The following is a 26,321-nucleotide window of genomic DNA, read 5'->3' as shown; positions in this document are numbered from 1 at the left end:
ATAAAGTAAAAACAATGTTGTATACAGCTATTCACTTTTCCATTAACATGGAAGTTGTAATTCGTAAGACCTATTTTTGATATGACGAAGTAAGTACTTTTATAAAGTATAATAAATATTATTTAAAAAATAGTTGGGAGTAAAATAGAATGGCAAAAAGAATAGAACAACCTATTGTAGATAAAACAAGAGAGATATTATGTGCTTTATATGGTTATCCATTTCCGTCAACAAAGGAAGACAGAAATAACTTAATTGTGTATGAACAAGATAGTTACAAAGCAAATATTGAATTATCTAACTTATTATTACACAGTAGTAAATGTAGTAAACCAGCAAAAGATAAATTGTGGACAAATGAAGCTGAATTTGGAAAGCCAGAATTTGTAATTATCAATACAAAAGAAAACTTAGCTATAGTAATTGAATGTAAAGTGAATATATCCCAAAAGCATATTGGCAAAAAATTGAGAGATGAAAATATACTTGAAAAGAGACAAAGTGTAATTGCTGGAAATGCTGTTGAAGGGGCGTTACACTATGCTAAGTTCTTATCAGAGAATTATGATGTCATTGCTATAGGTATAACAGGTGATATCTTAGAAGATGAGAGTGTATCAAATTTATGCATTACCACTTATGCTTGGGAGAAAAACAAAAAGTGGGAAGAAGAAAAGGCTGGTCCATTTATTAATTTAAAAGTAGATTCTCTAATGTCCTATAATGATTATTTAAAAGTTTTTTCTAAATTAAATATTGTAAAAAAGAATTTAATTGAAACAAATGCACTAGCAATTGCAAGAGAATTAAATGAAACGTTACACAAAGCAAGTGTTCCTCCTATAGAAAGGTCTTTGCTAGTAAGTGGTCTATTGTTAGTTTTGAAGGATGAAGTTTTTTTAAACACATATAAAAACAAAAAAGTTTCAAATGAAAAATTGGTGCAATTGCTTGATACATCAATTGACGATATATTGAAATTTTTGGGTGTAGCAGACACCTTTAAAAAAGAAATGTTAAAGACTAAATTTAAAGATGTATTCCACCAACAGGGATTATTAAAAGATAATGCGAGAATTTTAAGAGAAGTACTGAAAACAATAGAAGAATCAGTAGCTCCTTATATGACTGGTGAGTTCTCGATGGATATTGTCGGTAAGTTTTACAGCGAATTTTTAAGATATGCTAAAGGTGATAAATCAAGTGGTATTGTATTAACTCCTTCTCATATTACAGAACTGTTTTGTGATTTAATTAATCTTAACGTTGATGATGTAATATTAGACCCTTGTGCTGGCACGGCAGGATTTTTAATTTCTGGAATGAATAGATTATATGCTTTAGCTGACAAACAGCCAAACCCTGATTCTATCAAAGAAAGAATAAAAGAATCACAATTATATGGTTGTGATGATGACAAACAGATGTTTGCTCTAGGTTGTTCTAATATGATTCTTAGAGGAGATGGAAAGGCAAATATGTATTATGGTTCTTGTATGGACCATAAATCAGAACTTGAAAATAAAGCAACTGTTGGTATGATAAATCCACCTTATAGTGGAACTGATATTTCTTGTTTAGAATTTATAGATTTTCTTTGCTCTTGTATTAAGCACAAAGATGAAGAAGGAAATATCATTGGCAAAAATAGAACTAAAGGTGAAAATTTGGTTTGCGCAATTATTCCTGTATCTTATATGCATTCTGATGAGTATAAAGGACAAAGAAAAAAACTTTTAGAAAAGAACACACTAGTTGCTGTTATGAGTATGCCTATAGAGTTGTTTAGACCTATTAATACAGTTTCTTGTATTGTGTTATTAAGAGCAGGGACACCGCATGATTCAGAAATACCAACATATTTGGGAAATTGGAAAAACGATGGATACATTTGGAGGAAAGGACTGGGGAGAATTCCAGACGGAAACAATCCAGAACAAATTAAAGAAAAATGGTTGAAATCATTTAAAAGAACTATAGAAGATAAAGAAATTGGAATATGGAAATGCCTTGATGGCGAAGATGAATGTGTTTGGGAAAGATATGCTGAAACTGACTATTCTAAAATAACAAAGGAAATTTTCGAAGATGAAATTAAAAATTTCATGATATATCAATTAAAAGAAATGTCATTAGGTGATTTTGTTGAAGATACTGAAAACAAAGAGGAATTTAATGAGATTGATGAAATAGAAGGGGAATAAAGATGGTTAGACTAGATACAATTTTTGATGCTGATTATGGGCAAAGAGAGTACCATTCAAAAAATCACCTAACTCCAAGTAAAAATGGAACCCCTCTAATATCAGCAAAAGGTACAAATAATGGGATATATGGTTATTTCAATATTGTTCCTAAATATAAACATGTTATTTCAGTACCAAATACGGGGCAAGGAACTGTTGGATATGCAATATATCAACCAAATCACTGTTGTATTGATGATAATTGTTTGGTGCTAACACCAAAATGTGAACTAACTCAACAGGAAATGATTTATTATTCATTATTAATTAGGCTTGATAGGTATAGATATGCTTATGGAAGACAAGTTACTCCTGAGAGAATAGGACAAATTGAAATAACTGCTCCTGATGAAATTCCTGACTGGGTAAAAACAACAGAAGTAAAGGATATTTCATATTATCAAGGTGCTTTATTAAATACACCAATACCGATACTTGATATAAAAAATTGGAAACCATTTAAAGTATCCCAATTATTTCAAAAGATAGAACAATGTAAATGTGGAAATGCAGGAGAATTAATTGAAGGTGAAGATATCTGGTATATTGGTGCAAAAAAAAGAGAAAATGGACTAATGAAAAAAGTAAAAAAGGAAGAACATCTTGTATCTAAAGGAAATTGTATTATTATGATTAGTGATGGTCAAGGTAGTGTTGGATATGCTAATTATATGGATAATGATTTTATTGGCTCAACAACTTTGTACGCTGGATATAGTGATTCAATAGATAGATATGTTGGATTATTTTTATCAGCCATGTTTTCAGCAAATAGGTTTAGGTATAATTATGGAAGAAAGTGGAACGGTGGGAGATTATTGAATTCTGAAATCATTCTTCCAGTAGTTGTGGAAGGTAATGGACTTCCAATGATGAATGAAAATATGAACTATACTCCAGATTATGAATATATGAGAAATTATATAAAAACCTTACCTTTCACTAAAAATATAGAAAAATAGATTCAAAAGCCAACTGAATCCGTCAACTATTAAATACGTCTTTTCTGATAAAGATGACTCTCCAAAAATAAAGAAAATCTCTATCTAAAGAAACCACTCCATTATTAGGAGTGGCTTTGTCTTTATTATGGATATATTTTATGGGCAAATCTGATTGGAGAGTTTTAGTGAATTAGCGCCATTTTTTTTTGACCCTTCCGTTATTTTTTTACATATACAAAGGGGATACGCTATAAAAGAACTCAAAATCTCAATATTGCATATTTGACCCTGCGTATGACAAAACAGGGTTACCTTGGGTTGGTTTGTTTGAATTAGCCCCACCCCCATTGGATGAACTTCCGATAAGATTTGTTATAGGAACTATTCTCATTGTGGTGGAAAATATCAAATGCAGAACAATAAGTAAAATCCTCTTGCTGACTAAGCTTGTTCGAGTTACAATGGACATGGTAATAATTCGATTATGTAGGCAGGTTTAAATTAGTAAGGGTAATAAATAATAGCATAAGTCATTGAATCCTTTGGGATTTAAGTTGGAAAGGTACCCAAGAGGCCCAAGGGGGCTGACTCGAAATCAGCTAGGCGTCGCGAGGCGTGCGTGGGTTCGAATCCCACTCTTTCCGTACAAGCTATTACTAGCTAAGGAATGAAAGTCTTCTGTTTCTGCAGGAGGCTTTTTTTATTTTGTCCAGAACCATATTAATTCCATTATTAAGTTCCACGTGAAACATTTTAGGGGTTTAAACCGTCTATTAGGGTGTAGAAGGCTATTTTGCTTTCTGTCCTTTGTCTAACTAGTAGGGATAAAAAGGCTAAAGGAAAAGCAGAATAAGTTCATATTGATGTGTTGGCAACAAGAAGGAGGTAAGCGTAATGAAAAGATGGATGATGATATTTCTGGTACTAGCTGTAGTAGCCACAGGATGCGCTAAAAAGAGTGAAGAGAGTGCATCGCCAAGCCCAACAGCAGGAGCGACCGTAGCGCCTTCCACAGGGGCTTCAGCGACGCCTGGTGCAACAAGTGGGACAGGCGGTGGAACATCTGCCACAGCAACGCCAGCAGCTGGTGGCAACGATACAACGAAAGATGAGCCGCTTCCTCAGATAACGAAGGAGCAAGCTGATAAAATAAGCATGACAAGCACCTATGATGATTTGGTGAAGCAAACAGGAGCAAAGGGCAAGTTGGTGAAAGACGAGAATGGTAAGAAAACTTATGATTTCGCCATTTCCAATCAACCTGGCTACATTGCGGAAATCGTTTATTTTGCAGATGGGAAGATTTCTGAAAAGAAAGTATTTAGGAAATAAATCAAGTCGTGCAGCGTGAAAGCTGTGCGGCTTTTTTAGTACCTTCCTCATAAAAAAGAGTTTATACTTTGTTAATATTCCATTTAGATGGATTCAATAAGGTTATATTAATATAAATATAAGGAAACGTTTCCCGTACATTGTGTTAAAAGGAGAAAAGAGATGAAACTTAGTAAAAAATCTGTTACTGTACTGTCCTTTACGATTGGAGCGTGTTTATTCGTATCCACGGCATTTGCCGATACGCTGCTTGGATCGGGTTATGACCGGTTAAAAGGTTCAGCAAAAACAACTGCAAACATGATGGAAAAGGATATGAAGAATTACACGCTCGAAGCGCTGTATACGTTGAAAGATAACGATAAAACCTTAATTCAAGGATCAACGTCGCAAAAGATGGATGTTGAGAACCATATGAAGGAAGAGAATACAACGACGAAAGACGCCAATGGCGAAACAACTTCAAGATACTATTATTCTGACATAACGAAATCAGTTAATAAAAATGGAACCGACAATACTTATTATGTAACGGAATATCCAGCGAATGAGAGCAAGTTTCGATCTGTAGATTTCAAGAACCCCTTTAAAGAAAAGGGAGCACCAGAAATTGAAAAAATCGTTGACGCTGTCGTTGGCGGTTTGAAAGATTACGTGCAAGTAGAGGAAGGACCTGAAGGTGGAAAAGTATATTCAGGCAGCTTGTCCGAAACTCAGGTACCAGCCGTCCTGAATGCTGTCTCCTCTTTTGGTATCAAACAGATGCTGAACGATGAGCGCGATTTGCCGACTATAGAAAGCGATGTATTTGTGAAAAAGGTGGTAGGCTCGGCAAATGAGAATAAAGCCGGTTACCTTGAAAATGTAACAGGCGATATTACGCTGTCAGGAAAAGATAAAAACGGTGTTCAACATGATTTGAACCTGAATGTCATTGTAAAGCTTTCTGCAGTTGACAATACGAAAATCACACTACCTGATCTAACTGGCGCAAAAGTTGAAAAAGTTAGCTACTCCAATGGATTTAGCAGCAAGTATGTAGGTAAATATAAAAACGATATCGTGATGGAGAAAGACGGCAAGTTTGTGAAAATCGGCGAAAGAATGGTTGAGATCACAAGCGTAGACAATGATAAAGTGAAAGGGAAATATTCCGAAACGGTTATTCCGGGTTATGAGAGCGAATATCCGAATAAAGATGTTTTCGACTTTGAATATGATCCAGCCGTGTCCTCAACATTCACGTATAAGGATGCTAAAGGCGAGCAGAAGAATGGTTCCATTCATCAAGGCGCTACAGGCAAAGTTTATTTTGAAATGAATGTTGAGATTGTTAACGAAAATTCATACAGATCTATCTCAAAACCATATTACGATGGAGAGTTTAGCCGCATATTTGAATAGAAGAGAGAGGTTCAGGAGGCTGCCGGTGCGGCTTCCTGAGCGTTTTTTTGGGGAGATGATGGAAATTGACAGTCAAGGCGATTGAAATAAGTGGATTAACGAAGGCATTCAAAAATGGCCGAGGGATCACAGAGTTAAACCTGAATGTTGATCAAGGCGATATATTCGGATTCCTGGGGCCGAATGGTGCAGGGAAGACGACAGCTATGAAAATGATAACTGGACTGATGAAGCCAGACCGTGGCGATGTGAAAATTTTCGGTGCCAGCATTTTAGACGACTATGTAAATGCCATGAAGCATGTGGGTTGCTTGATTGAAACAGCGGAATCTTATCCTTATTTAACAGCTAATGATAATTTAAAGATGTTCGCTAGATTTTATCCGCATGTTGATCAGAAGAGAATTGATGAGTGCTTGGAACTTACAGGCATGTTGAAATATAAAAATGAGAAATCTCAGAAGTTTTCACTGGGGATGAAACAAAGACTGGGGATCGCGGCGGCTATACTGTCAAAACCTAAATTATTAATATTGGACGAGCCCCTAAACGGTCTAGACGTTGAAGGGATGCTGGAGATGAGGAAATTGATCAAACAACTTTCTCAGGAAGGCACGACATTTTTTATCTCAAGCCACTTGATTCATGATGTGGAACTAACGTGCACAAGAATCGGCATCATTTATGGAGGCAAGCTTGTTAATGTAGAATATACGCAGAATATCCTCTCGTATTATTCTTCGTTGGAGAACTTTTTTGTTAGTGAGGTGGACCGGAATGGAAGGGTTTAAGGCCGCATTTATCAATGAATCCGTGAAGTTGTTGAAAAAGAAAAAAATGATGGCGGCTGCCATTTTATCTATCCTTGCTGTTTTGGTTGGACAGATCGCTGTAACCACAATCAAGCATGGGCTGGGATTAAGGGTTGTAGGAAGCGTTGAATTTCCTATCGTCGTTCTATCATTTATTACTTATACGCTTTTACCGCTGTTTGCCATTTTTGTGGCGATCGATATGTTTAACGGTGAATCTTCATCGAATACAATGAAAATAACACTTTTGAGACCAGTCTCCCGATTCAGTGTGTTTAGCGCAAAAGTGTTGAATTTAGCTTTATTTATTGCGGGCAATCTTCTGTTCGTGATGATTCTTTCATTACTAGCGGGGTTTATTTTTAATCCCTCATCAGCAAGTTTGCCAGGGATCTTGAAGGTTGTTTTATCGTACGGATTAACCTTTTTCCCCGTATTTGTGTTTGCGTTGATTGTCGTCTTGTTGTCTAACGTGATACAAGGGGGACTAGCTGTATTTTTCCTTTCGATTCTGATATTTATTGTTTTTAATTCATTGGGTATTGTCTTCTCATCCTACTCCAGTTTTTTCATTACTTCGATGCTGGATTGGTATACATTATGGATATCGGAAACGATGAATGTGTTTAAAATATTCCGTCAGATTCTAATCATGTCGGGCTGTGGTATGATGTTATTTACAACAGGGTATTATTTGTTTGACAGTAAGGATATATAGGAAGGGATCTTTATGCATTTAACCAAACGTTTCTTCACGATGAATGCGCTGGCTGTGCTGCTCTCCATTGGTTTGACAGTTCTGGCTGTCATTATTTTCGTTGCTGCTTATACGAAGGTTTTTGGCCGCGAAGCCGATACGAAGGAGTTTCAAAAGGCTTTCGAAGTTCGAGCGGCGATCAGCGAGATCAAAAGAGAAGCACAGCCCCTTAAGTTCGAGCAGCTACTGGATACGAAATTTCAACAAGAGCTTGCTAATCGGGTTAACGCTTTGGATGCCAGTGCGATTATTTTGAAAAATAGAGAAGTTGTATACGCTACGCAAAATTTCAACAGGATCGATATTGAGAGAAGCCTTATGCTCTCAGACAACCAGGCAACCCGCGATGAGGTCGAACTTGCCGGTAAAACCTATATGATTACAAGAGTGGATTATAAGGTGCAGGCTGGCGATCCCGGTGTTCTGCTGCTGCTTGCGCCAATCAAGCTGAAAACGAACTTTTTTATGCTGCTCGGCATATTTACAGTCAGTGTGTTCACCGTTGTTTTCTTGTTAACGAACTTTTGGGTGTCGTATCGATTCTCCCGCGGCATTATTAAGCCGATCTCCAGACTCAAAGCTGCTGCTAATAAAATTAGCGAAGGTGATTTAAGCCAAGGGATTGCTGAAGAGGGCGAGGGTGAAGTTCGCGAGTTATGCAGGACGCTGGAGCTCATGAGAATTAAGCTGAAAGAATCGGTTTATATGCAGGAAAAATATGATGATAACCGGAAGTTTCTTGTTTCAAGCATATCCCATGACTTAAAGACGCCTGTGACATCGATCAAAGGGTATATTGAAGGAATTATCGATGGAGTAGCCAAGACACCTGAGAAGATGGACGAGTATCTGGAAACGGCACGATCCAAGGCAATTCTCGTGAACGCTATGATCGATGATCTGCTTCTATACTCCAAGCTTGATTTGAACCAGCTTCCTTACCATTTTGAAAAGAGTGATTTGGCGAGCTATTTTGAGGATTGTGTCGCGGATCATAAATATGAATACGAAAAGGCGAACCTATCGTTATCGTTAATAAATCAACTTAATGAGCCAGTCAAAGTTTTAATTGATCGTGAAAGATTAAAGAGGGTCATACAGAACATTCTTGATAATGCCATGACATATGTAGAGAAAGCGGATGGAAAGATTGAGATTATTCTCAGGGAAACAAGAACATCTGCAATCATAGAAATTAAGGACAATGGAAAAGGAATACCGGAAAATAAACTTCCCCATATCTTTGAGCGATTTTATCAGGTGGACCCTTCAAGAAAAAGCGGCAGTGGACTAGGACTTGCCATCGCCAAGCAAATTATAGAAGGGCACGACGGGAAAATATGGGCGAAAAGTGCCGTAGGAGAGGGTACTCAGATAATGATATCTCTGAAGAAGTTCTAGTAGGCTTGGAGGTTATGATGAAAAAAATTCTGATTATTGAAGATGATCAAAGTATCGCCAATCTCCAGAAAGATTACCTCGAGTTGAGCGGTTACTCTGTTAAGACGGTGAACAGTGGATTAGCGGGATTGAAAGCTCTGAAGGATGAAGACTTTGAGCTGATCATCTTAGATATCATGCTGCCGGATATCGATGGATTTGAAGTATTGAAGAGAGTGCGCGAGCATGACGATATTCCCGTTCTTCTGGTATCGGCAAGAGCAGAGGAAATTTATAAAATTAACGGTTTGGGCCTTGGTGCGGACGATTATATTACCAAGCCTTTCAGCTCCGGCGAGCTGGTTGCGCGGGTAGGGGCTCATTTGAAAAAGTTTGAGCGGATGAAAGAGCGGTTTGGCAAAGGGAATGAAGGAAGCACGATTCAAGTTAGAGGTTTGGAGATTCAGAAGGAGGCAAGGCGCGTCTTTGTGAACGGAAATGAAGTCGTTATGGCGCAAAAAGAATTTGACCTGCTTCTATTTTTATTGCAGAATGCCAATCGGGTGTTTGGCAAGGAAGAGCTCTTTGAGAGAATCTGGGGCTTGGATGCGATGAGTGATGCCTCGACCGTCACGGTTCATATCGCCAGAATCAGAGAGAAAATCGAAGAGACCCCGTCGAAACCTCAGTACATAGGTACAGTTTGGGGTTCAGGGTACAGGTTTATTGTGTAAAAGAGCTGGTCCTAAGCAGGTAAATTAAACTACCTAGGGGCCAGCTTTCCTTCATTTCAGCCGCTAATAGCTCCTGCGGTTTCTGTAACTGATAGAGAATCGATCAATGACATAGCCGACTAGCGCCCATGTAGCGATCGTTAATACATAGATGACAAGCATCCGAGACATGGAGATCTCATAGATATCCGTGAATGTGGATGCAAACCAGGCAGGAACGCTAAGTGCGTAGAAGATCATGTAAAAGGCATCATGATCGTGAAATAAATAATGACCTAAACAGAGGGCTGCACCAATGAAGGTAAACAGCCAAGTAAAAGTGGATGTTCTCATGGTGAATTTCTCCTAGTTAAGGCTTTTTGCGGTGCCATTTCCGATTATGGTTGCTGTTGGCCGGAAATCTGTCTCCTTTTTTTAACGTGACTATTTTCGGGTTCTCAATACCCATGTGGACGGCATTCTCACCCATCTCGATGTATACGCCGTCGTTAGGTACATGATCGCCTTCATTGAACTGTGTCCATTCACCCACATTGATCACCTCTTCGGAAGATTTTCAATCAGGTTTAGATTACCCTCCTGAAGGGGAAGCATGTACGATAGGCGTTGCCATGTTCATCCTTGAGAGAAAGACTTGTAATCTGGTGTTCAATTTGCTATAGTATTCAGGTGCGAGTTTTGAAAAAGAATCCTCGCTCCTTGCTCCTTCGCTTGTGCGAACAAGTTTGAACAGGAGCCGCTTAGTCCAAAAGGAGGTGACATACATGCGCAAATATGAACTGATGTACATCATTCGTACTGACGTTGAGCAAGAAGTTGTTCAATCTACAGTAGAAAAGTTCCAAGGCATCATCACGAACGGTGGAGGCGAAGTCTCCAAACATGACCTGATGGGCAAACGCCGTCTTGCGTATGAGATCAATAAGTTCCGTGACGGGCACTACGTGCTTGTACACTTCAACGCAGAACCTGCTGTTGTAACTGAACTTGATCGCGTACTTAAGATTACGGATGAAGTTATCCGTCACTTAATCACAAACGACGTAGCTTAATTGCATGCCAGTATTTTCGTCAGGGGGAATGTTCTATGTTGAACCGTGTCATTCTTATCGGTAGATTGACCAGAGATCCAGAACTTCGTTATACGCCAGCCGGCGTTGCGGTTACACAGTTTACTCTTGCAGTAGACCGTCCTTTCACAAGCGGAGGTTCGAAAGAACGCGAAGCGGACTTTATCAATATCGTCACGTGGAGGCAGCTTGCCGAAACATGCGCGAACTACTTGCGTAAAGGTCGTTTGACAGCAGTGGAAGGCCGAATTCAGGTACGTAATTACGACAACAATGAGGGCAAGAGAGTTTACGTGACCGAAGTGATTGCCGATAATGTACGCTTCCTTGAATCCAGTAACGGTGCCGGAAATCGTGAAGACGGTGGATCGAACGCAAACGCTAGCTACGGCGGCGGAGGCAGTGGCAATCGTGGCGGTGGGTCACGCGAGCAGCAAGATCCTTTCATCGATGACGGAAAACCGATCGACATTTCTGATGATGACTTGCCATTCTAAAGTAGAAAGGACTGAACAAATTCATGGCTTTCCAAAAAAGAGATAACAATAGTGAAGATCGCGGCGATCGCAAATTTGCTCCTCGTGGTAAAGGCGGTAAAGGTAAACGTCGTAAAGTTTGTTACTTCACAGTTAACAAAATCAAGCACATTGACTATAAAGACATCGAAACTCTTAAAAAGTTCATCAGTGAGCGCGGGAAGATTCTTCCTAGACGTGTAACTGGTACTTCCGCTAAGTACCAACGTGCATTGACGATCGCTATCAAGCGTTCCCGTACAATCGCATTGTTGCCTTACACAACGGAATAGGGTTTACTAAGAAGGCAGCTGTTTATACGGCTGTCTTTTTTGTATGCCGAGAAGTCCATAGGCGAGAGGGGAGAACGCACGGCTTTGTAGAGGCTTTCTTTTCTCCCCCTATTTTGTGGTATAATTAACGCTATAGTCTTTTGTAGGATGAGGAGAGATGACGGTTGCTGAATAGGGAAAAGGATGTAGACCTAGCCAGACGAGCCAAAGTCATTGAGTGGCTCAAGACAGAAGTCGTAGATCACGTAGCGCACCTGCTTAAAGGCATATGGGAAGGCAGCCATGCCAGAATCGTGGATGGCTTAGCCAGTTTAATTTCAAGCGGCTATATTTTGGGAAGAAGACTGGGTATATCTTATCGCGATTTGGACGAAGCCATTGTAGAGAAAATGAAGAAGCACCGCCAAGAGGGCCATCAACTTGAGGACTGGTACGGCGACATTTCATCGCTCGAAGAACATTTACGTAAGAGGTGAGCCCGGTTGGGGAATCGAAGTTGGCAAAGCATCATTTGGAGTGCGGTGACGATCCTTTCATTGCTATCTCTAATGACGCCTTTTATTATTTTCACATTTAGTTTTCTCATGATTCCTGTATTGATGTTATATGTAAAATCAAGCACCAAACGTTTCGTCATCAGTTATGTCATCAGCTTGCTCGTCGTTTATTTGCTTACCCAGTGGCATGGGATATCCCTCATGTCCGTATCGCTGTTCTTCTTGCCGCCGGTGCTGGTCATGGGTAACTTATATAAACGCAAAGCCGCCGCTAGAACCGTACTTACAGCAGGAATTATCACCATTCTGGCAGAGTCACTGCTTAGTCTGCTCATTGGGTATTCCCTCGGATTCGATCCGGTAGCGAAATTCAAACTTTTCATGATGGACAGCATTGCAAGTATGCCGCCGGGCATTCGGGAGGTTCTACCGAAGGACCAGGACTGGTATGTGAATTTCATTGTGCAAGTAATACCTTTGTATCTGATCTTTGTGGCGTTGTTCTACACCTTTGTCACTCACGGCATCAGCCGCTGGCTGCTCAACAAAACAGGAGAAGGCATTCCAGGTCTGCGCCCAATGCGGGAGTGGATGCTGCAGAAATCGTTGGTGTGGATTTATTTGATCGTGTTTGTGCTCGATCTCTTTATGAATCCAGCTTCCAATTCACTCATTCCGACGCTGATGATGAATGCGATGCCACTATTGATGCTGGCGTTCGCTATTCAAGCGATCTGTTTTCTATTCTTTGTTGCGCATGCGAACAAGTGGAAGCCAATTCTGCCGATCGTGGCGATGATCATTCTTTGTTTCATGCCGCCACTTTTTATCGTTTACAGCTTACTAGGGGTATTTGATGTTGCGTTTCCAATCCGTGAACGGTTTAAGAAAAATTTATAGGATTAGGAGCTAGTTCGAATGCCGAAGTTCCTTTTGAAGCGATGGCACGGTCAACACATCGTGTGGATTTTCGTTCTGCTCATCATCATGTCAGCTACCATCTATATGTTCAAATGGTGGCTGGGTGTTACGGCCTTCCTGGTCTGCGCTGTTCTGGCGTACTTCACGCTCCAAGCGGAAACAGCTTTTCGCAAAGAGCTGAATATGTATGTCGGAACGATTACGCATCGGGTCAAAAAAGCCGGCAATGAAGTGATGAGCGGCCTTCCTATCGGAATTATTTTATATAATGAAGAGAAGCGCATCGAATGGCACAACCCGTTTGTGGCGAAAATGCTTGGGCAGGATTCCGTCATCGGCGAGCCGTTGTACGAATATTTGCCAGACCTGAAAAACCGAAAAGATAAAAGCGATAAAGTAGATCTCACCATCGGGAAGTCCATTTATCAAGTCTCGATTCGGGCCGAAGAAAGACTGCTCTATTTCCGGGAAATCACGGAGCATGCAAACTTGGCGAGAAAGTACGAAGATGAGAAGACGGCGATCGGTATCGTCATGATGGATAATCTGGAGGAGTCAACGCAAGGTCTGGATGATCAAACGCGCAGCATTATGCTGGCCAAAGTGACAGGTGAGATTACCGAATGGGCTCAGAAAAATCAGCTTTATTTGCGCCGGACATCCTCTGACCGTTTCCTCATTCTGATGGATCAGAAAGCTCTGCGTCAATTAGAGCAAACGCGATTTGAAATTCTGGACGATGTCCGGGACCTGACGATAGAGAACAAGCTGCCGATGACGCTAAGTATCGGGATCGCATCTGGTGCGGAGCAATTAATGGAGCTTGGTCAAATGGCGCAGATGGGCCTGGACATGTCTTTAGGCCGCGGCGGCGATCAGGTGACGGTGAAAGTGGGCCAGAGGCTGAGCTTTTATGGCGGAAGAACGAATGCGGTTGAGAAGCGCACGCGGGTTAGGGCCAGAGTCATATCCCATGCCTTAAGGGATTTGATGAAGGATAGCGATAAAGTGGTTATTATGGGACACCGCTTTCCGGACATGGACTGCATCGGCGCATCGATCGGCATCTTGAAGGCTGTGCAAGTGATTGGCAAGGAAGGTTACATCGTGCTTGAGGGAGTGAATCCCTCGATCCAGAAAGTGATGGAGACGATTGCCGGTGATGAGCGGCTGCATCGTTGGTTCATAACACCGGAGCAGGCGATGCAGATTACTACGCAGCGGACCTTGGCTGTGGTGCTCGATACGCACAAGGCTTCAATGGTAGCCGAGCCTAAGCTGCTCCAGCAGACACACAGGGTCGTTGTGGTCGATCATCATCGCCGCAGCGAAGAGTTCATCAATGACGCGACACTCGTCTATATGGAGCCTTATGCGTCCTCTACCTGCGAGCTGGTGACCGAGCTGCTGCAATACATCAATGAGAAGCTGACGATGGAAGTGCTCGAGGCTACGACTTTGCTGGCCGGCATCGTAGTCGACACGAAGAGCTTCAGCCTCCGCACGGGGGCGAGGACCTTCGAAGCCGCTTCCTATCTGCGCCGTAATGGCGCAGATTCCGCGCTGATTCAGCGTTTGCTGAAGGAAGACCTCGATTCGTACATCGAGCGAGCTGAAGTGATCAAGCATACAGAAACTATCCATGAGCATATCGCTTTGGCAGTTGCTGAGCCTAATCGCAAATATTCTCAGTTGATGATTGCACAGGTTGCTGATACATTGTTGAATATGACGAATATTATGGCTTCCTTTGTCATCGCAGAACGGCCGGATGGACTGATCGGCATCAGCGCCAGATCGCTGGGGCAGATGAACGTCCAACTCGTGATGGAGCGGCTGGGCGGCGGCGGTCATTTGACCAATGCGGCAACTCAGCTCGATGGCACGACATTAGAGGGAGCAACGAACCGATTGAAGAAAGTACTCGATGAGATGCAGGAAGAGGAGGGACTTTTCGAATGAAAGTCATTTTACTAAAAGATGTTAAAGGCCAAGGCAAAAAAGGCGAAATCAAAGAAGTATCCGAGGGCTACGCACAGAATTTCCTCATTGCTCAGGGGCTTGCAGCTCCCGCGACAACGGGGACAGTGAAGGTGCTGGATAATCAGAAAAAAGCGGAACAACGCAAAAAGGATCAAGAGAAAGCCGATGCCAAAACGCTAGGCGAGAAGTTGAACGAAATGACGGTTCAAATCAAAGCAAAAGCCGGTGAAGGCGGCCGATTGTTCGGTGCAATTCCGAGCAAGCAAATCGCAGAAGTTTTGGAGAAACAGTACAAGATTGTGATTGATAAACGCAAAATCGTCCTTGACGAACCAATTCGTACACTAGGCGTTACGAAGGTCCCTGTGAAGCTGCACAGCGAAGTTACAGCAAGTTTGAACGTACAGGTTCTGGAAGAGAAATAAGTGACTGAGAAGGCAAATGAGAGTCCCTAGGAGGGGCTCTTATCTATTGTCTGGTACCAAGACTACTAAACTATGAAAAGAAAGGCGGGTACTGAAGCATGAGCGGAGACAACATGTTTATGGATCGCGTACCCCCTCAAAATATAGAAGCCGAGCAAGCCGTACTCGGCGCCATTTTGATTAACGGTGACGCTTTAATTACCGCGATGGAGCGGATTACGAGCGACGACTTTTATCGGGGAGCGCATCAGCGCATCTTTGAAGCGATCGTTGAGCTGGCGGAGGATCAAGAGCCTGTCGACCTGATCACGCTAACATCGCTTCTGCAGAACAAACAGCAGCTGGAAGAGATCGGCGGCGTTACGTATTTGTCCGAGCTAGCGAACGCGGTGCCGACAGCTGCTAACATCGACTATTACGCGGCTATCGTCGAAGAGAAATCGATGCTTCGCCGTTTGATCCGCACAGCCACCCAAATCGTCACCAATGGCTATGCCAATGAAGACGATGTAGGGTCCATGCTGAGCGAAGCGGAGGCGAAGATTCTTGAGATCTCGCAGCGCCGCAGCTCGAGCGGTTTCGTGGTCATTCGCGATGTGCTCATGGAAGTCTTCGAGAAGGTAGAGTCTCTCTACTCGAATAAAGGCGGATCCACAGGCGTTCCTTCGGGCTTTATCGACTTGGACAAGATGACGTCGGGCTTTCAGCGTTCCGACTTAATCATTCTGGCAGCGCGTCCTTCTGTAGGTAAAACCGCGTTCGCGCTGAACGTAGCGCAGAACGTCGGGGTACGCGCCAAGGAAACCGTCGCGATTTTCTCGCTCGAGATGGGCGCGGCGCAGCTCGTTCAACGTATGGTCTGCGCCGAGGCGAACGTCGATGCGAACCGCATGCGGACGGGGTATCTCGAAGGCGACGACTGGGAGAAGCTGACGATGGCCATTGGCGCCTTGTCGGAGGCGAATATTTTCATCGATGATTCGGCCCAGATCACGGTTGCGGATATTCGTGCGAAATGCCGCCGTCTCCAACAGGAGAAGGGGCTCGGCATGATCCTCATCGACTACTTGCAGCTGATTGCCGGCCGAGGCAAAGGCGATAACCGTCAGCAAGAGGTCTCTGAGATCTCCCGTACGCTGAAGCAAATCGCGCGTGAGCTCAATGTACCGGTTATCGCGCTCTCGCAGCTCAGCCGGGGTGTTGAGCAGCGGCAGGACAAACGTCCGATGATGTCTGACCTTAGGGAGTCGGGCTCCATCGAGCAAGATGCCGACATCGTAGCCTTCCTATACCGGGACGATTACTACGATAAAGAATCCGAGAAGAAGAACATTATCGAGATTATCATCGCCAAACAGCGTAACGGTCCGGTAGGAACCGTTGAGTTGGCGTTCTTGAAGCAATTTAACAAATTCGTGAACATGGATCGTAGTCATCAAGAAGCAGCGGCCGCGCAGTATTAACGGCCTGCTGCTTTTTTTCTTGCTCATGGAAATAAGGAAGCTAGAGGGAGCTATTCGCGGAAAACAGGTTTCACATAAGAACGACGAAGTCGTTTATTTTTATGGGGCAAGTCGGACGCAACTTCATAGTATGACCAATATCCGAACGATTATACAGGAGCACTTATTATTGTTCGTTTTTCATTGACTTTGCGTAGGGGGACTGCTACACTAAAGACGGTGAAAAAAACCTTGTTCGTCTGCCTGCATGATCAGATCTAAGCAGGGCAGCTTCGAGTTAAGGTCGTTTTTCATGCCGAAAGGTAGGTGCCCTTCCTGCAGATTACTGCCGAGGAGACCTGGTTCCTTCGGTGAGTAGTGGACGCTGAACACTTTAGTGCTTTAATGAAGTCCATGTTTTTCAGTGATACGAAAGCCATAACGGCTCATTATGGGTGACTCGTCACCGTACGGAGGTAAGTGCATATGTCAACGGTTGTTGTTGTCGGAACGCAATGGGGAGATGAAGGGAAAGGGAAAATCACGGATTTCTTAGCGGAATCTGCTGAGGTTGTAGCTCGTTACCAAGGTGGTAACAACGCAGGCCATACGATTATTATCAGCGGGAAGAAGTATAAGCTGACGATGATTCCTTCCGGTATTTTTTACCAAGATAAAGCATGTGTTATCGGGAACGGTATGGTTATTAATCCCGCTGCACTCATTGAAGAAATTAACTACATTCATGATAATGGTTTTTCGACAAAAAATTTAAACATCAGTGACCGCGCGCATGTCATCATGCCGTACCATCTGGTGCTTGACGGTCTGGAAGAAGATCGTAAAGGCGATAGCAAAATTGGCACGACCCGCAAAGGGATCGGACCTTGTTATATGGATAAAGCAGCACGCAACGGGATTCGTATCGCGGACCTAATGGATGCGGAAGAGTTTGAATTAAAACTAAGACGCATCGTCGCAGAGAAAAACGTATTGATCGAGCAAGTATACGGTTCCACAGGACTAGATGTAGAGCCGATTCTTAAGCAGTACCTCGAATACGCAGAAATCATTCGTCCATATGTAACGGACACTTCTGTCGTTCTGAATGAGTACATCGATCAAGGGCGCAGAGTCCTGTTCGAAGGCGCACAAGGCGTTATGTTGGATATTGACCAAGGCACATACCCGTATGTAACTTCCTCCAACCCAACGGCTGGCGGCGTATGTATCGGATCCGGTGTAGGACCAACGAAGATCCACAACATCATCGGTGTAGCCAAAGCATACACAACTCGTGTCGGCGACGGTCCGTTCCCGACGGAACTCGACAACGAAATTGGCGCTTGGATCCGTGAAAAAGGCTTCGAATACGGCACAGTAACAGGCCGTCCGCGCCGTGTTGGCTGGTTCGACAGCGTGGTTGTCCGTCACGCAAGACGCGTTAGCGGCATTACAGGCCTGTCTTTGAACTCCATCGACGTTCTGACAGGGCTTGAAACGGTTAAAATTTGCACAGGCTACATGTACCGCGGCGAGCTTATCGAGCACTACCCGGCTAGCTTGAAAGCCATCTCAGAGTGTGAAGCTGTCTACGAAGAGCTTCCGGGCTGGACAGAGGATGTGTCTGGGGCGCGTACATTGAGTGACCTGCCTGAGAATGCAAGACACTACGTTGAGCGTGTTTCTCAACTGACAGGCATTCCAATCGCGATTTTCTCCGTAGGCCGTAACCGTGAGCAAACGAATTTGGTTCGTCCAATCTACGCTTAATTCAATCGAGATAAATACAAAATCCTCTAGGCTTATCAGCAGCCTAGAGGATTTCTTTTTTGTCCATTGGGATTTAATGGGCACGATTTCGTCAATACTGGGAAGGAGGGAACAGATTTAAGCGTCAGGAGTGATAGAGAGAATGAAAGTATTAACGTGGCTGGGCAAAATCGTCATAAGTAGTGTACTTATTACATCAATCACGATGTTTACGACATGGTATGTTGTTAACATGTATGTAGAGGATATATTTCGACAATATCAGATACCGGCTTTGGGTAAAAAGATTCAATTTAGTGATTTTGCTGCAAGATTGGCGGGAGACTTGAATATAGTTATGCGTAGAGACGGGGGGAAGCAAGCTACCCCGGTGGAAACACCGCCGGCAGCTACGCCTAGTCCTAATCCCAGCCCGTCTGGAAGCGTACCTGGTTCCAATTCGAGTGATCCCTTACATTCGGACGCAGGAACATCTGGTGAAGCGGCTTCCCAAGGAGTGAAGGATGATGATGCCGTAGCCGTCATGGGGCGTGTAAGTGATGCAAACGAGCAGAAGAAGGAACTTGTCATGTCGACCGAGGATTTCGCTAAGAAGAAAGAAGCGTTATCCAGCGATGATAAGATGAAAATATTTTCTCTTGTTGTTGCTAAGCTGCCGCAAAATGAGGTGCAGCATCTGTCTGCTTTGCTTGAGGACGGGATTACAACGGATGAACTTAAGCAGGTTAATGATACGCTCAAGAAATATTTGAGCGAGACGGAACTTCAACAATTAACAGCTATCCTGAACAAATACTAGCTTTCCTCATTCGAGATCTTAGATCAGCCTTAATGGAGCTGTCCGCCGAATTTCATAATCGTGTCCTCAGCTTGACGGTAGCGCGATTTCTCTACACAAACGATGAGCGCGTAAGAGGGTTCAGCTGCCGAAAAGCTATCAACCGATTGCAGTAAACCGCCGGCAAAGTCGTCCGTATGTGGTTCACCGCCATAATTGAACTTGATATCCAGCACACCTTGAGATCTAAGGACTTCAGCTGTTTTCTCCATTGTAGACCGATCTGTGAACGTAGCTTCCAAATTAATTTCCATGCATAAGCTCCCCTTTCAATTTTTCACTCAAATTCGTCATTTCTCGTAATTGGGTGTAAATCTATTGGATTTATGTACAAAAAAATGAAACTTTAACGGCTTCTTTTGGCGGTGGACACGAATCTATCACATGGAGATCGAGTATTTTGTTGAAATAAGCAGAGAAAGTGTGTTAAATTTAACAAAAGGTAGATATCTTCACGGATATTATGTCTAATTAAGGTTTATTTATGTATTTTGGAGTAATTAATCATTAGGATGTATTTGAATGATTACTTCATGGATGCAAAACCGTTCAAAGGGAGAAGATCATGACAGGTTTCAGGGGTATGCGCTTTGTTCAGGATCTCATCAAGAGATTCACGCCGAAGCGAGAAAGCTTGACCGGAAATGAATCAATATCAGACAAGCAGCTGGAAGAAGTATCGACAACTACGACGCTAACGGTAATCAAACGACATAAATGGTCTCTAGTTCTGGGAGTTGGTGCGGTAGCGCTAACAGGGGCTATTACGTTTGCAGGTCATCAGTATGTGCAAGCGAATATGGTAAATGTATATCACGTTATGCTCAACGGCAAAGAAGTCGGTGTCGTGAGCGATAATAAATTGATTGATGAATATAAGCAACAAAGGCCAGAAGAAGTGCAAAAGAATTTCCCAGATGTTCATGTCGTTCTTAAGACAAACGGTGTCACCTACACGCCTGAAAAGGCTTACAATCCGGTTACGGATGATTCAGCTGTAATCGCCACGCTTAATAAGGCATTAGTGCCCCAACCGGTCGGGGTCGAATTGAAGGTAGATGGGAATACCATCGCGATTGTGAAGGATCAGCAGACAGCTGATCAGATTTTGGAACAAGTCAGTGCGCCTTTTACACCAAAAGCCAAGGAAACAGCTAAAGTCTCTGTTCTATCTGCAAGCCAGGGCGAGGATATTTCCACTGCGCCGTCAGAGCTGGAGAAAGTGGAATTTGTTCAGAAAGTCGATAAAGTCGAAGTGCCGATTGAGCCGGAAGATTTGGCTAAACCGGAAGATGTTGTGAAGAAGTTGACGACTGGCGATGTGACGCCTGCGAAATACACGGTTGTTGAGGGAGATTGCGTCTCCTGCATCGCGAAGAAATTAGGAATTACGAAGCAATTCATCTACGATAAAAATCCTGGCCTTCAGGATGACAAGCTGAAGATTGGCAATCAGCTTGATGTTACGGTGCTTAAACCCAAGCTGTCCGTCAAAACGACAGAAAAAATTGTGAAGAATCAAGAGATTCAATACGATACGGAATATGTAAAAGATGATTCACAGCGCGTAGGCGTTGTTCAACCGATTTCACCCGGCAAAAACGGGCTAAAGAAGGTGACAATCCAAGTGACGAAGGTCGATGGGTTAATGACCAACGAGCAGCTCGTGGACGAAGAAATTATTGACAAACCTGTCACGGCGAAGGTGAAAAAAGGGACCAAGGTCGTGAAAGGCGAAGGCACAGGAAAATTCGCATGGCCTGTTATTTCCCCGAGTATTTCCAGTACGTTCGGCGTGCGTTGGGGCAAGCTTCACAAGGGAATCGATATTACGGGTAACAAAAACATCATGGCAGCCGACAATGGAAAAGTAACCGAAACAGGATATAAATCAGATTACGGCAATTATGTAATTATTAATCATTTGAATGGCTACGAGACGCTGTATGGCCACATGAGCAAAATTATTGCTACCGAAGGTTCAATCGTTGAAAAAGGTGATGCCATCGGTATTATGGGAAGCACGGGCGATTCCACTGGCGTTCACTTGCATTTCGAAGTGCACAAAAGCGGCAGCTTGGAGAATCCATTGAAGTATTTAAATCGTTAATGTACATAGAGGCAAGGTCAAACCGGACAACTCGGGGACCTTGTCTCTTTTTAGTTGAATATATGATAAAATAAAGGGTAGTATGCAAGGAATAGGACGACTTCGCAGTTTATCCTGGAGTAGGCGGTGGTAGGTTTGTTTGGGAAAATTCTCGTGGTGGATGACGAACAACCGATTGCAGATATTTTGAAATTTAATTTGGAAAAAGAGGGCTATCAGGTGGTTTGCGCCTATGACGGCGGAAGCGCTGTAGAGCTTGCGTTCTCAGAGCAGCCCGATCTTATATTGCTGGATCTCATGCTTCCCGTGAAGGATGGGATGGATGTGTGCCGAGAGGTGCGCTCGAAACTGAACACACCGATTATTATGTTAACAGCCAAAGATACCGAGCTGGATAAAGTACTTGGCCTGGAGATGGGCGCGGACGATTATGTCACCAAGCCATTCGGCACCAGAGAGCTGCTGGCCCGAGTCAAGGCGCATTTACGCCGCCAGACGAAAGTGCAGACAGCTCCGACGGAGTCGGATACGCAGCGCAACGGGATGCGAATTCACGCTTTATTCATCGATAACGACATGTACATGGTGTATAAAGATGGGGTTCCGCTCGATTTGACGCATCGCGAATTCGAGTTGATTCAATATTTGGCCAAAAACTCCGGCAAAGTGATGACGCGCGAGCACCTGCTGCAAGCGGTGTGGGGCTTTGAGTATTTCGGCGACGTGCGCACCGTCGATGTAACAATTCGCCGGCTGCGCGAGAAGCTGGAGACGGACCCGAGCCGTCCGGAGTACATCATGACGCGCAGGGGGCTTGGCTATTTAATGCGCAGCCCTAAAGCCGGAGGCTTCTGAGCATGAAGGGCATCCGCTTCTTTCAATCGATCCAAGCGAAGCTGATAATTGTGTATGTTCTGCTTATTTTGATTGCAATGCAGCTGATCGGGGTGTATTTCTACAAAACGGTGGAGACGTATTTCAAGAACGACTTCTTGGTTTCACGCAATAGCCAGGTTACGCTGCTGGCGGGTTTCGTGGGGTCATACCTCACAGGAGATCAAGACAGCAAGAACGCTGCTGAAGGCAAGAAAACGTACGCGGATTTGAACGAGTTCGTTAGCAATTTATTTTCGATTAATAATGCTGAAATTCAAATTATAGATGCCAACGGGAACGTCATTAGCACGTCGGTTCCCAATCATTTAAAGCAAAAAAATACGCAGCCGGAAGTCATCCGGGCACTGCAAGGGATTAAGGACAACCAGCGGATCTTTACCGACGAGGATGGTTATCGGAAAGTCATTATCGCTAAACCTGTGGGCAGCGGTGCGCGCGTTCTGGGCGCTGTCTATCTGATTGCGTCCATGGAGGATGTCTATAAGACGATCCGTTCCATTAACCGCATCCTGATTTCGGGGACTCTAATCGCGCTAGGATTAACGGCTATTCTTGGTGTCATCCTCACCAGTACGATTACGAATCCGATCAAAGAGATTACGAAACAGGCGACAGCGGTTGCGGAGGGGAATTTTGATCAACAGGTCATTATTCAAGGTACCGATGAGATCGGCCAGCTTGGCCATACGTTTAATTTCATGATGAATCGGCTCAGGGAAGCCCTGTCCCTCAATGAAGAGGAGAAGGAGAAGCTGGCCTCCATCTTGACGAATATGAACGACGGAGTCATCGCAACGGACGATAAGGGCCATGTCATCGTCCTGAACCGCAGGGCGAAGCAAATTCTGCAGGCGGAAGAAGAGACGACAATCGGCCTCGATATTTCCAAGGTGCTCGGGATTCCGGACGAGACGATTCAGGGGCTGCTTCAGGGTGAGGTGCGCACGACGCTTCTCAATATTGAACTGCCGGATGATGATGAGCAGTTTTCCGTAAGGATTACGTTCACACCGATTCATCGCCGGGGAGAAGGGCAGAGCGGGATTATTGCGGTACTGCAGGATGTGACGGATCAGGAGAAGCTGGAGCAAGCCAGACGCGAGTTCGTCGCGAACGTGTCCCATGAGCTGCGCACGCCGCTGACGACGATCAAGAGCTATCTGGAAGCGCTGGATGACGGCGCCATCGAGGAACCGCAGTTGGCCTCTCGCTTTATCAGCGTGACACGCAGCGAGACAGAGCGGATGATCCGCTTGGTGACGGATCTTTTACACTTATCGAGGCTGGATTCCAAGCAATCGATGATGAGCAAGTCCACAACACTTGTGAGCGAAATGCTGGAGGAAGTGGCCGATCGGTTCTCTTTTCAGCTGCAGCAGCGCAAGATTGAGATTGTGATTCGGGTTGAGAAAGGCGTAACCGGCCTGCTGCTTGACCGTGACAAAATAGATCAGGTTCTCGATAACCTGGTGTCCAATGCCATTAAGTATACGGGCGATGAAGGCGCCATCCGGCTGGAAGCTCGGAAGATCGAAAAGGATATGCTGGAGATTTCCGTTCAGGATAATGGGATTGGGATTCCGAAAAAGGATTTGACCCGTATCTTTGACCGTTTCTATCGGGTAGACAAAGCGCGCTCTCGGAATATGGGCGGTACAGGACTTGGGTTGTCCATTGCCCGGGAAATAGTCAAAGCGCATGGCGGTACGATTAGTTTAGAATCCGAGTTGGGACAAGGGACTCGTGTTGTATTTACGCTGCCGATTCAGCAAGAGGAGGAGGATGAGCTATGATTGAGAGTTTAAAATCTATCGCGCTTGTCATCCTGATTGGTACCTCGCTGTATCAAAGCTTTTTGCTGGCGTCGTACAGCCCGCCTAAGATTGAGCCCATTCAACAAAGCAACTATGTGCAGACAGAGACACTTGGGAAGCAGGCAGAGCTGCAGGATATGCTTTTTCCCGATCAGATTATTGTCCATTTGGGCAATCAACAGCATTCCGTGCTGTATCCCACGAATTATTACTATACAAGATTGCTTGATAACATTAAGCAGCGGAGTTTTAAGGGCTTCCGCAAGACATCGATGTATTTGGTGAACGTGAATTGGGAAGATGTTCGCAATAAACAGCAAGGCGTCGAGATCCGGTTCCGGGACGGCATCCCGTTCACCATTTTGCAGCAGGTGCTGCGGATTGAAGGCGAGCTGCCGGCGGATAACGATAAAGTGACGCGGATATGGATTTACTCGAAAGGCAATAACGAAGATGTTCGCGCTTTCTTCTTTACGGATTCACCAGGCGTAGGCTATGAGGTGATCGGGGCCGATTTTACAAGTAAAGACGTGGAGAATTTTGCGGCCTTCGGTGATGTTACGAATCTGTATAAGACGACGAACAGCGGCGATTACTATCTTCCGGTCAAGCCGCTCAGGCTGCCGAGTTATACCTTCAATTACACCCTGCTTACAGCGGATCAATTGAAGCAAAGCCTGTTCGTAGATCCTGGCATCACCCGCTATCTCAAAGAGCGCGATGGTTCTGAAATCTACACGGATAGCAAACGCGGTTTTCAGCTTAATCGTGACCTGCGATGGGTGACGTACTCGGACCCTGTCGCTCCTGTGGAGAGCAAAAGTGAAGTGCTTGAGAACTTGCTTGCAGGTATTAAATTCATCAACCAACATATTGGTTGGGACGGTAAATATATGGTGGCTCGGACGCCACAGAAGCAGCTTTTTGATAATCAGGCCTTCACATTCCGCCAGTATTATGAATCTTTGCCGATTGTGACGTCACAACCTGAGGGCTATGGTTCTCTGAAAATGCAGGTACAGAAGGGAATCATCTCTGGATTCGAACGTTCCATGATTATTCCGGATCTGAAGACAGCTCAGCGGCGTGACGGGGAAATATTATCCGGTGACGCGTTAGAAGAACGGTTGCAGTATTATCAGCGGCGGTCTAGTATCGTCTCTATTTTTCCGGCGTACCATCCGGTTGTTTCGGAAAAGACCCTCACGTTAGTCCCTGCATGGGTGCTGGAGCTGCGAGATGGGACGTATGATTTCATCGAATAAGGTTGATTAAAACTATCTTTATGGAAAGGTTGGTGAGACCATGAATTGGAGCAGGGCTAAAACGATCTTGATTTGCTCCTTTTTGCTGCTCAATATGATTCTTGGCTTCCAGCTGTGGTCCACCAATCGCTCCAATCAGACGGAAATCTCGCTAGACACGTCAGGGACGATCGAGGAGCTGAATCGCGCACTCCACAGTAAAAATATTCGATTAGCCGATGAATTGCCGACGGATGTTACGAAGCTGAAGGTAATTACGGTGAAATACGATGATAGTATAAAACCTGGAGACAAGAAAATGCTGAAAACGCCGTTAAGCATGAGCGCGCTGCTCGGCAAAGGGGCAAGCAAAGAAGTTCAGGCTCAGTCGGAAATTCCGAATTTTAACCTGTATCAACTGGATTCGGCGGTAAGAACAAATGGTACTTATGTATTTAATCAGCTGTATGGCAAGCTTCCGCTTTTTGATGTGACGGTGGAGCTGAATGAGGAAAATGGAGAAATTACCAGTTACCGTCAAGCCTACGTTGAAGTAGAATCAGGAGTAGAACAAACGGAGCAAAAGCTGATTCCAGCTCAGTTAGCGGTGCGCAGCCTTGTAGACAACTATTTAAGTGAAGGTTCGGTTATTACAGAGGTCAGACTGGGGTACCATGGACAGCCTTACAATTCCCAGACACAGCCGATGTTCCCGCATTGGCGGATTACGATCGATAATCACGATATTTATTATCTGCAAGCGTTCAACGGCGCGGTGGAGTCTCCGCAAAAAGGGTCGGATCCCGTTCCATTTGGAACACCGGAAGGCAGCAAACCAGGTAATACAAGTAACAACGATGATAAGAACAAGCCGGATAAGAAGTAGAGTA

26 protein-coding genes and 1 tRNA gene are annotated in these 26,321 nt (G+C 44.1%); 24 read left to right on the top strand and 3 right to left on the bottom strand.

Going from position 1 to position 26,321, the window contains the following annotated elements; translation table 11 throughout:
- Nucleotides 1–149 precede the first annotated feature (149 nt).
- From AC3WTJ_RS32865 to AC3WTJ_RS32825, 9 genes are all read left to right on the top strand, one after another.
- The gene (locus AC3WTJ_RS32865; protein WP_492525381.1) at nt 150–2,204 is read left to right on the top strand and encodes an HsdM family class I SAM-dependent methyltransferase; all 2,055 of its coding nucleotides are present in this window, start codon (nt 150–152) and stop codon (nt 2,202–2,204) included.
- A gap of 2 nt (nt 2,205–2,206) precedes the next feature.
- Nucleotides 2,207–3,208 (top strand): restriction endonuclease subunit S, encoded by a 1,002-nt coding sequence (locus tag AC3WTJ_RS32860; RefSeq protein WP_492525379.1) that lies wholly within the window; start codon nt 2,207–2,209, stop codon nt 3,206–3,208.
- Nucleotides 3,209–3,746: 538 nt separating this feature from the next.
- Nucleotides 3,747–3,834, top strand: a tRNA-Ser gene (locus tag AC3WTJ_RS32855).
- A 250-nt stretch (nt 3,835–4,084) separates the two neighbouring features.
- On the top strand, nt 4,085–4,522 hold the full coding sequence (locus tag AC3WTJ_RS32850) for a hypothetical protein (protein ID WP_492525377.1): 438 nt from the start codon (nt 4,085–4,087) through the stop codon (nt 4,520–4,522).
- Between the two features lie 162 nt (nt 4,523–4,684).
- Nucleotides 4,685–5,926: a hypothetical protein gene (locus AC3WTJ_RS32845; RefSeq protein WP_492525375.1), complete on the top strand. Its 1,242-nt coding sequence runs from the start codon at nt 4,685–4,687 to the stop codon at nt 5,924–5,926.
- Nucleotides 5,927–5,991: 65 nt separating this feature from the next.
- On the top strand, nt 5,992–6,717 hold the full coding sequence (locus tag AC3WTJ_RS32840) for an ABC transporter ATP-binding protein (protein ID WP_492525373.1): 726 nt from the start codon (nt 5,992–5,994) through the stop codon (nt 6,715–6,717).
- Entirely contained in the window at nt 6,704–7,456 is a 753-nt protein-coding gene (locus tag AC3WTJ_RS32835; protein WP_157326146.1) for an ABC transporter permease, read from the top strand. The genes AC3WTJ_RS32840 and AC3WTJ_RS32835 overlap by 14 nt, the downstream gene beginning before the upstream one ends.
- A 12-nt stretch (nt 7,457–7,468) precedes the next feature.
- Nucleotides 7,469–8,896 carry a sensor histidine kinase gene (locus AC3WTJ_RS32830; protein ID WP_492525371.1) on the top strand — a complete coding sequence of 476 codons (1,428 nt, stop codon included), beginning with the start codon at nt 7,469–7,471 and terminating at the stop codon, nt 8,894–8,896.
- 17 nt (nt 8,897–8,913) lie between these two features.
- Nucleotides 8,914–9,609, top strand: a complete 696-nt coding sequence (locus AC3WTJ_RS32825; RefSeq protein WP_492525443.1) for a response regulator transcription factor — start codon at nt 8,914–8,916, stop codon at nt 9,607–9,609.
- Between the two features lie 63 nt (nt 9,610–9,672).
- Here AC3WTJ_RS32825 and AC3WTJ_RS32820 read toward each other — a convergent pair whose 3' ends face one another.
- Together AC3WTJ_RS32820 and AC3WTJ_RS32815 are read right to left on the bottom strand one after the other, a co-directional pair.
- On the bottom strand, nt 9,673–9,942 hold the full coding sequence (locus AC3WTJ_RS32820) for a hypothetical protein (protein WP_492525369.1): 270 nt from the start codon (nt 9,940–9,942) through the stop codon (nt 9,673–9,675).
- A 16-nt stretch (nt 9,943–9,958) separates the two neighbouring features.
- Nucleotides 9,959–10,141 carry a YjzC family protein gene (locus AC3WTJ_RS32815; protein WP_127454055.1) on the bottom strand — a complete coding sequence of 61 codons (183 nt, stop codon included), beginning with the start codon at nt 10,139–10,141 and terminating at the stop codon, nt 9,959–9,961.
- Between the two features lie 232 nt (nt 10,142–10,373).
- Here AC3WTJ_RS32815 and rpsF point away from each other — a divergent pair, with 232 nt between their 5' ends.
- The 10 genes from rpsF (at nt 10,374) to AC3WTJ_RS32765 (ending at nt 19,327) form a co-directional block, all read left to right on the top strand.
- Nucleotides 10,374–10,661, top strand: a complete 288-nt coding sequence (gene rpsF / locus AC3WTJ_RS32810) for a 30S ribosomal protein S6 (protein WP_127454054.1) — start codon at nt 10,374–10,376, stop codon at nt 10,659–10,661.
- A 35-nt stretch (nt 10,662–10,696) separates the two neighbouring features.
- Complete coding sequence (gene ssb / locus AC3WTJ_RS32805) at nt 10,697–11,176, top strand: single-stranded DNA-binding protein (protein ID WP_127454052.1); 480 nt, start codon at nt 10,697–10,699, stop codon at nt 11,174–11,176.
- 23 nt (nt 11,177–11,199) lie between these two features.
- A complete protein-coding gene (gene rpsR, locus AC3WTJ_RS32800) occupies nt 11,200–11,487 on the top strand; it encodes a 30S ribosomal protein S18 (RefSeq protein ID WP_029196139.1) in 288 nt (95 codons plus the stop codon).
- Nucleotides 11,488–11,651: 164 nt separating this feature from the next.
- Nucleotides 11,652–11,963, top strand: a complete 312-nt coding sequence (locus AC3WTJ_RS32795) for a MazG-like family protein (protein WP_492525365.1) — start codon at nt 11,652–11,654, stop codon at nt 11,961–11,963.
- Between the two features lie 6 nt (nt 11,964–11,969).
- Complete coding sequence (locus tag AC3WTJ_RS32790) at nt 11,970–12,884, top strand: DUF2232 domain-containing protein (RefSeq protein ID WP_127454049.1); 915 nt, start codon at nt 11,970–11,972, stop codon at nt 12,882–12,884.
- Nucleotides 12,885–12,902: 18 nt separating this feature from the next.
- Nucleotides 12,903–14,867 (top strand): DHH family phosphoesterase, encoded by a 1,965-nt coding sequence (locus AC3WTJ_RS32785; RefSeq protein WP_492525363.1) that lies wholly within the window; start codon nt 12,903–12,905, stop codon nt 14,865–14,867.
- Nucleotides 14,864–15,313, top strand: a complete 450-nt coding sequence (rplI, locus tag AC3WTJ_RS32780; protein WP_127454045.1) for a 50S ribosomal protein L9 — start codon at nt 14,864–14,866, stop codon at nt 15,311–15,313. Before AC3WTJ_RS32785 ends, rplI begins: the two co-directional genes overlap by 4 nt.
- Nucleotides 15,314–15,411: 98 nt before the next feature.
- Nucleotides 15,412–16,776 (top strand): replicative DNA helicase, encoded by a 1,365-nt coding sequence (gene dnaB / locus AC3WTJ_RS32775; protein WP_127454043.1) that lies wholly within the window; start codon nt 15,412–15,414, stop codon nt 16,774–16,776.
- A gap of 465 nt (nt 16,777–17,241) precedes the next feature.
- On the top strand, nt 17,242–18,528 hold the full coding sequence (locus AC3WTJ_RS32770) for an adenylosuccinate synthase (protein ID WP_407870057.1): 1,287 nt from the start codon (nt 17,242–17,244) through the stop codon (nt 18,526–18,528).
- Nucleotides 18,529–18,670: 142 nt separating this feature from the next.
- The gene (locus AC3WTJ_RS32765) at nt 18,671–19,327 is read left to right on the top strand and encodes a hypothetical protein (protein WP_492525360.1); all 657 of its coding nucleotides are present in this window, start codon (nt 18,671–18,673) and stop codon (nt 19,325–19,327) included.
- Nucleotides 19,328–19,356: 29 nt separating this feature from the next.
- Here the strand turns inward: AC3WTJ_RS32765 and AC3WTJ_RS32760 are convergent, their stop codons facing one another.
- Nucleotides 19,357–19,620: a hypothetical protein gene (locus AC3WTJ_RS32760; protein WP_407870055.1), complete on the bottom strand. Its 264-nt coding sequence runs from the start codon at nt 19,618–19,620 to the stop codon at nt 19,357–19,359.
- A 311-nt stretch (nt 19,621–19,931) separates the two neighbouring features.
- Between AC3WTJ_RS32760 and AC3WTJ_RS32755 the strand changes: the two genes are divergently transcribed.
- The 5 genes from AC3WTJ_RS32755 (at nt 19,932) to yycI (ending at nt 26,317) form a co-directional block, all read left to right on the top strand.
- Complete coding sequence (locus AC3WTJ_RS32755; protein WP_492525358.1) at nt 19,932–21,476, top strand: peptidoglycan DD-metalloendopeptidase family protein; 1,545 nt, start codon at nt 19,932–19,934, stop codon at nt 21,474–21,476.
- Nucleotides 21,477–21,611: 135 nt separating this feature from the next.
- Complete coding sequence (gene yycF / locus AC3WTJ_RS32750) at nt 21,612–22,331, top strand: response regulator YycF (protein WP_127454036.1); 720 nt, start codon at nt 21,612–21,614, stop codon at nt 22,329–22,331.
- A gap of 2 nt (nt 22,332–22,333) precedes the next feature.
- Nucleotides 22,334–24,166, top strand: a complete 1,833-nt coding sequence (gene walK, locus AC3WTJ_RS32745; RefSeq protein ID WP_407870053.1) for a cell wall metabolism sensor histidine kinase WalK — start codon at nt 22,334–22,336, stop codon at nt 24,164–24,166.
- Nucleotides 24,163–25,452, top strand: coding sequence for a YycH family regulatory protein (locus AC3WTJ_RS32740; protein ID WP_492525355.1), 1,290 nt, complete (start codon nt 24,163–24,165; stop codon nt 25,450–25,452). The genes walK and AC3WTJ_RS32740 overlap by 4 nt, the downstream gene beginning before the upstream one ends.
- A gap of 40 nt (nt 25,453–25,492) precedes the next feature.
- Nucleotides 25,493–26,317, top strand: a complete 825-nt coding sequence (gene yycI / locus AC3WTJ_RS32735) for a two-component system regulatory protein YycI (protein ID WP_492525353.1) — start codon at nt 25,493–25,495, stop codon at nt 26,315–26,317.
- Nucleotides 26,318–26,321: the final 4 nt, after the last annotated feature.

Source organism: Paenibacillus sp. FW101-FHT12H11 (assembly GCF_058790355.1).
The sequence above is the reverse complement of the archived record's forward strand: the minus strand, read 5'-3'. Positions and strand labels throughout refer to the sequence as shown.

Bases quoted from the DNA above. Each gene is read 5' to 3' on its own strand.
- AC3WTJ_RS32865 (WP_492525381.1), top strand. From the start codon at position 150: ATGGCAAAAAGAATAGAACAACCTATTGTAGATAAAACAAGAGAGATA.
- walK (WP_407870053.1), top strand. From the start codon at position 22,334: ATGAAGGGCATCCGCTTCTTTCAATCGATCCAAGCGAAGCTGATAATT.
- AC3WTJ_RS32860 (WP_492525379.1), top strand. From the start codon at position 2,207: ATGGTTAGACTAGATACAATTTTTGATGCTGATTATGGGCAAAGAGAG.
- rplI (WP_127454045.1), top strand. From the start codon at position 14,864: ATGAAAGTCATTTTACTAAAAGATGTTAAAGGCCAAGGCAAAAAAGGC.
- AC3WTJ_RS32740 (WP_492525355.1), top strand. From the start codon at position 24,163: ATGATTGAGAGTTTAAAATCTATCGCGCTTGTCATCCTGATTGGTACC.
- AC3WTJ_RS32850 (WP_492525377.1), top strand. From the start codon at position 4,085: ATGAAAAGATGGATGATGATATTTCTGGTACTAGCTGTAGTAGCCACA.
- AC3WTJ_RS32770 (WP_407870057.1), top strand. From the start codon at position 17,242: ATGTCAACGGTTGTTGTTGTCGGAACGCAATGGGGAGATGAAGGGAAA.
- AC3WTJ_RS32820 (WP_492525369.1), bottom strand. From the start codon at position 9,942: ATGAGAACATCCACTTTTACTTGGCTGTTTACCTTCATTGGTGCAGCC.
- AC3WTJ_RS32765 (WP_492525360.1), top strand. From the start codon at position 18,671: ATGAAAGTATTAACGTGGCTGGGCAAAATCGTCATAAGTAGTGTACTT.
- yycI (WP_492525353.1), top strand. From the start codon at position 25,493: ATGAATTGGAGCAGGGCTAAAACGATCTTGATTTGCTCCTTTTTGCTG.
- AC3WTJ_RS32760 (WP_407870055.1), bottom strand. From the start codon at position 19,620: ATGGAAATTAATTTGGAAGCTACGTTCACAGATCGGTCTACAATGGAG.
- AC3WTJ_RS32835 (WP_157326146.1), top strand. From the start codon at position 6,704: ATGGAAGGGTTTAAGGCCGCATTTATCAATGAATCCGTGAAGTTGTTG.
- AC3WTJ_RS32825 (WP_492525443.1), top strand. From the start codon at position 8,914: ATGAAAAAAATTCTGATTATTGAAGATGATCAAAGTATCGCCAATCTC.
- rpsR (WP_029196139.1), top strand. From the start codon at position 11,200: ATGGCTTTCCAAAAAAGAGATAACAATAGTGAAGATCGCGGCGATCGC.
- dnaB (WP_127454043.1), top strand. From the start codon at position 15,412: ATGAGCGGAGACAACATGTTTATGGATCGCGTACCCCCTCAAAATATA.
- ssb (WP_127454052.1), top strand. From the start codon at position 10,697: ATGTTGAACCGTGTCATTCTTATCGGTAGATTGACCAGAGATCCAGAA.
- AC3WTJ_RS32785 (WP_492525363.1), top strand. From the start codon at position 12,903: ATGCCGAAGTTCCTTTTGAAGCGATGGCACGGTCAACACATCGTGTGG.
- AC3WTJ_RS32845 (WP_492525375.1), top strand. From the start codon at position 4,685: ATGAAACTTAGTAAAAAATCTGTTACTGTACTGTCCTTTACGATTGGA.
- AC3WTJ_RS32755 (WP_492525358.1), top strand. From the start codon at position 19,932: ATGACAGGTTTCAGGGGTATGCGCTTTGTTCAGGATCTCATCAAGAGA.
- AC3WTJ_RS32830 (WP_492525371.1), top strand. From the start codon at position 7,469: ATGCATTTAACCAAACGTTTCTTCACGATGAATGCGCTGGCTGTGCTG.
- rpsF (WP_127454054.1), top strand. From the start codon at position 10,374: ATGCGCAAATATGAACTGATGTACATCATTCGTACTGACGTTGAGCAA.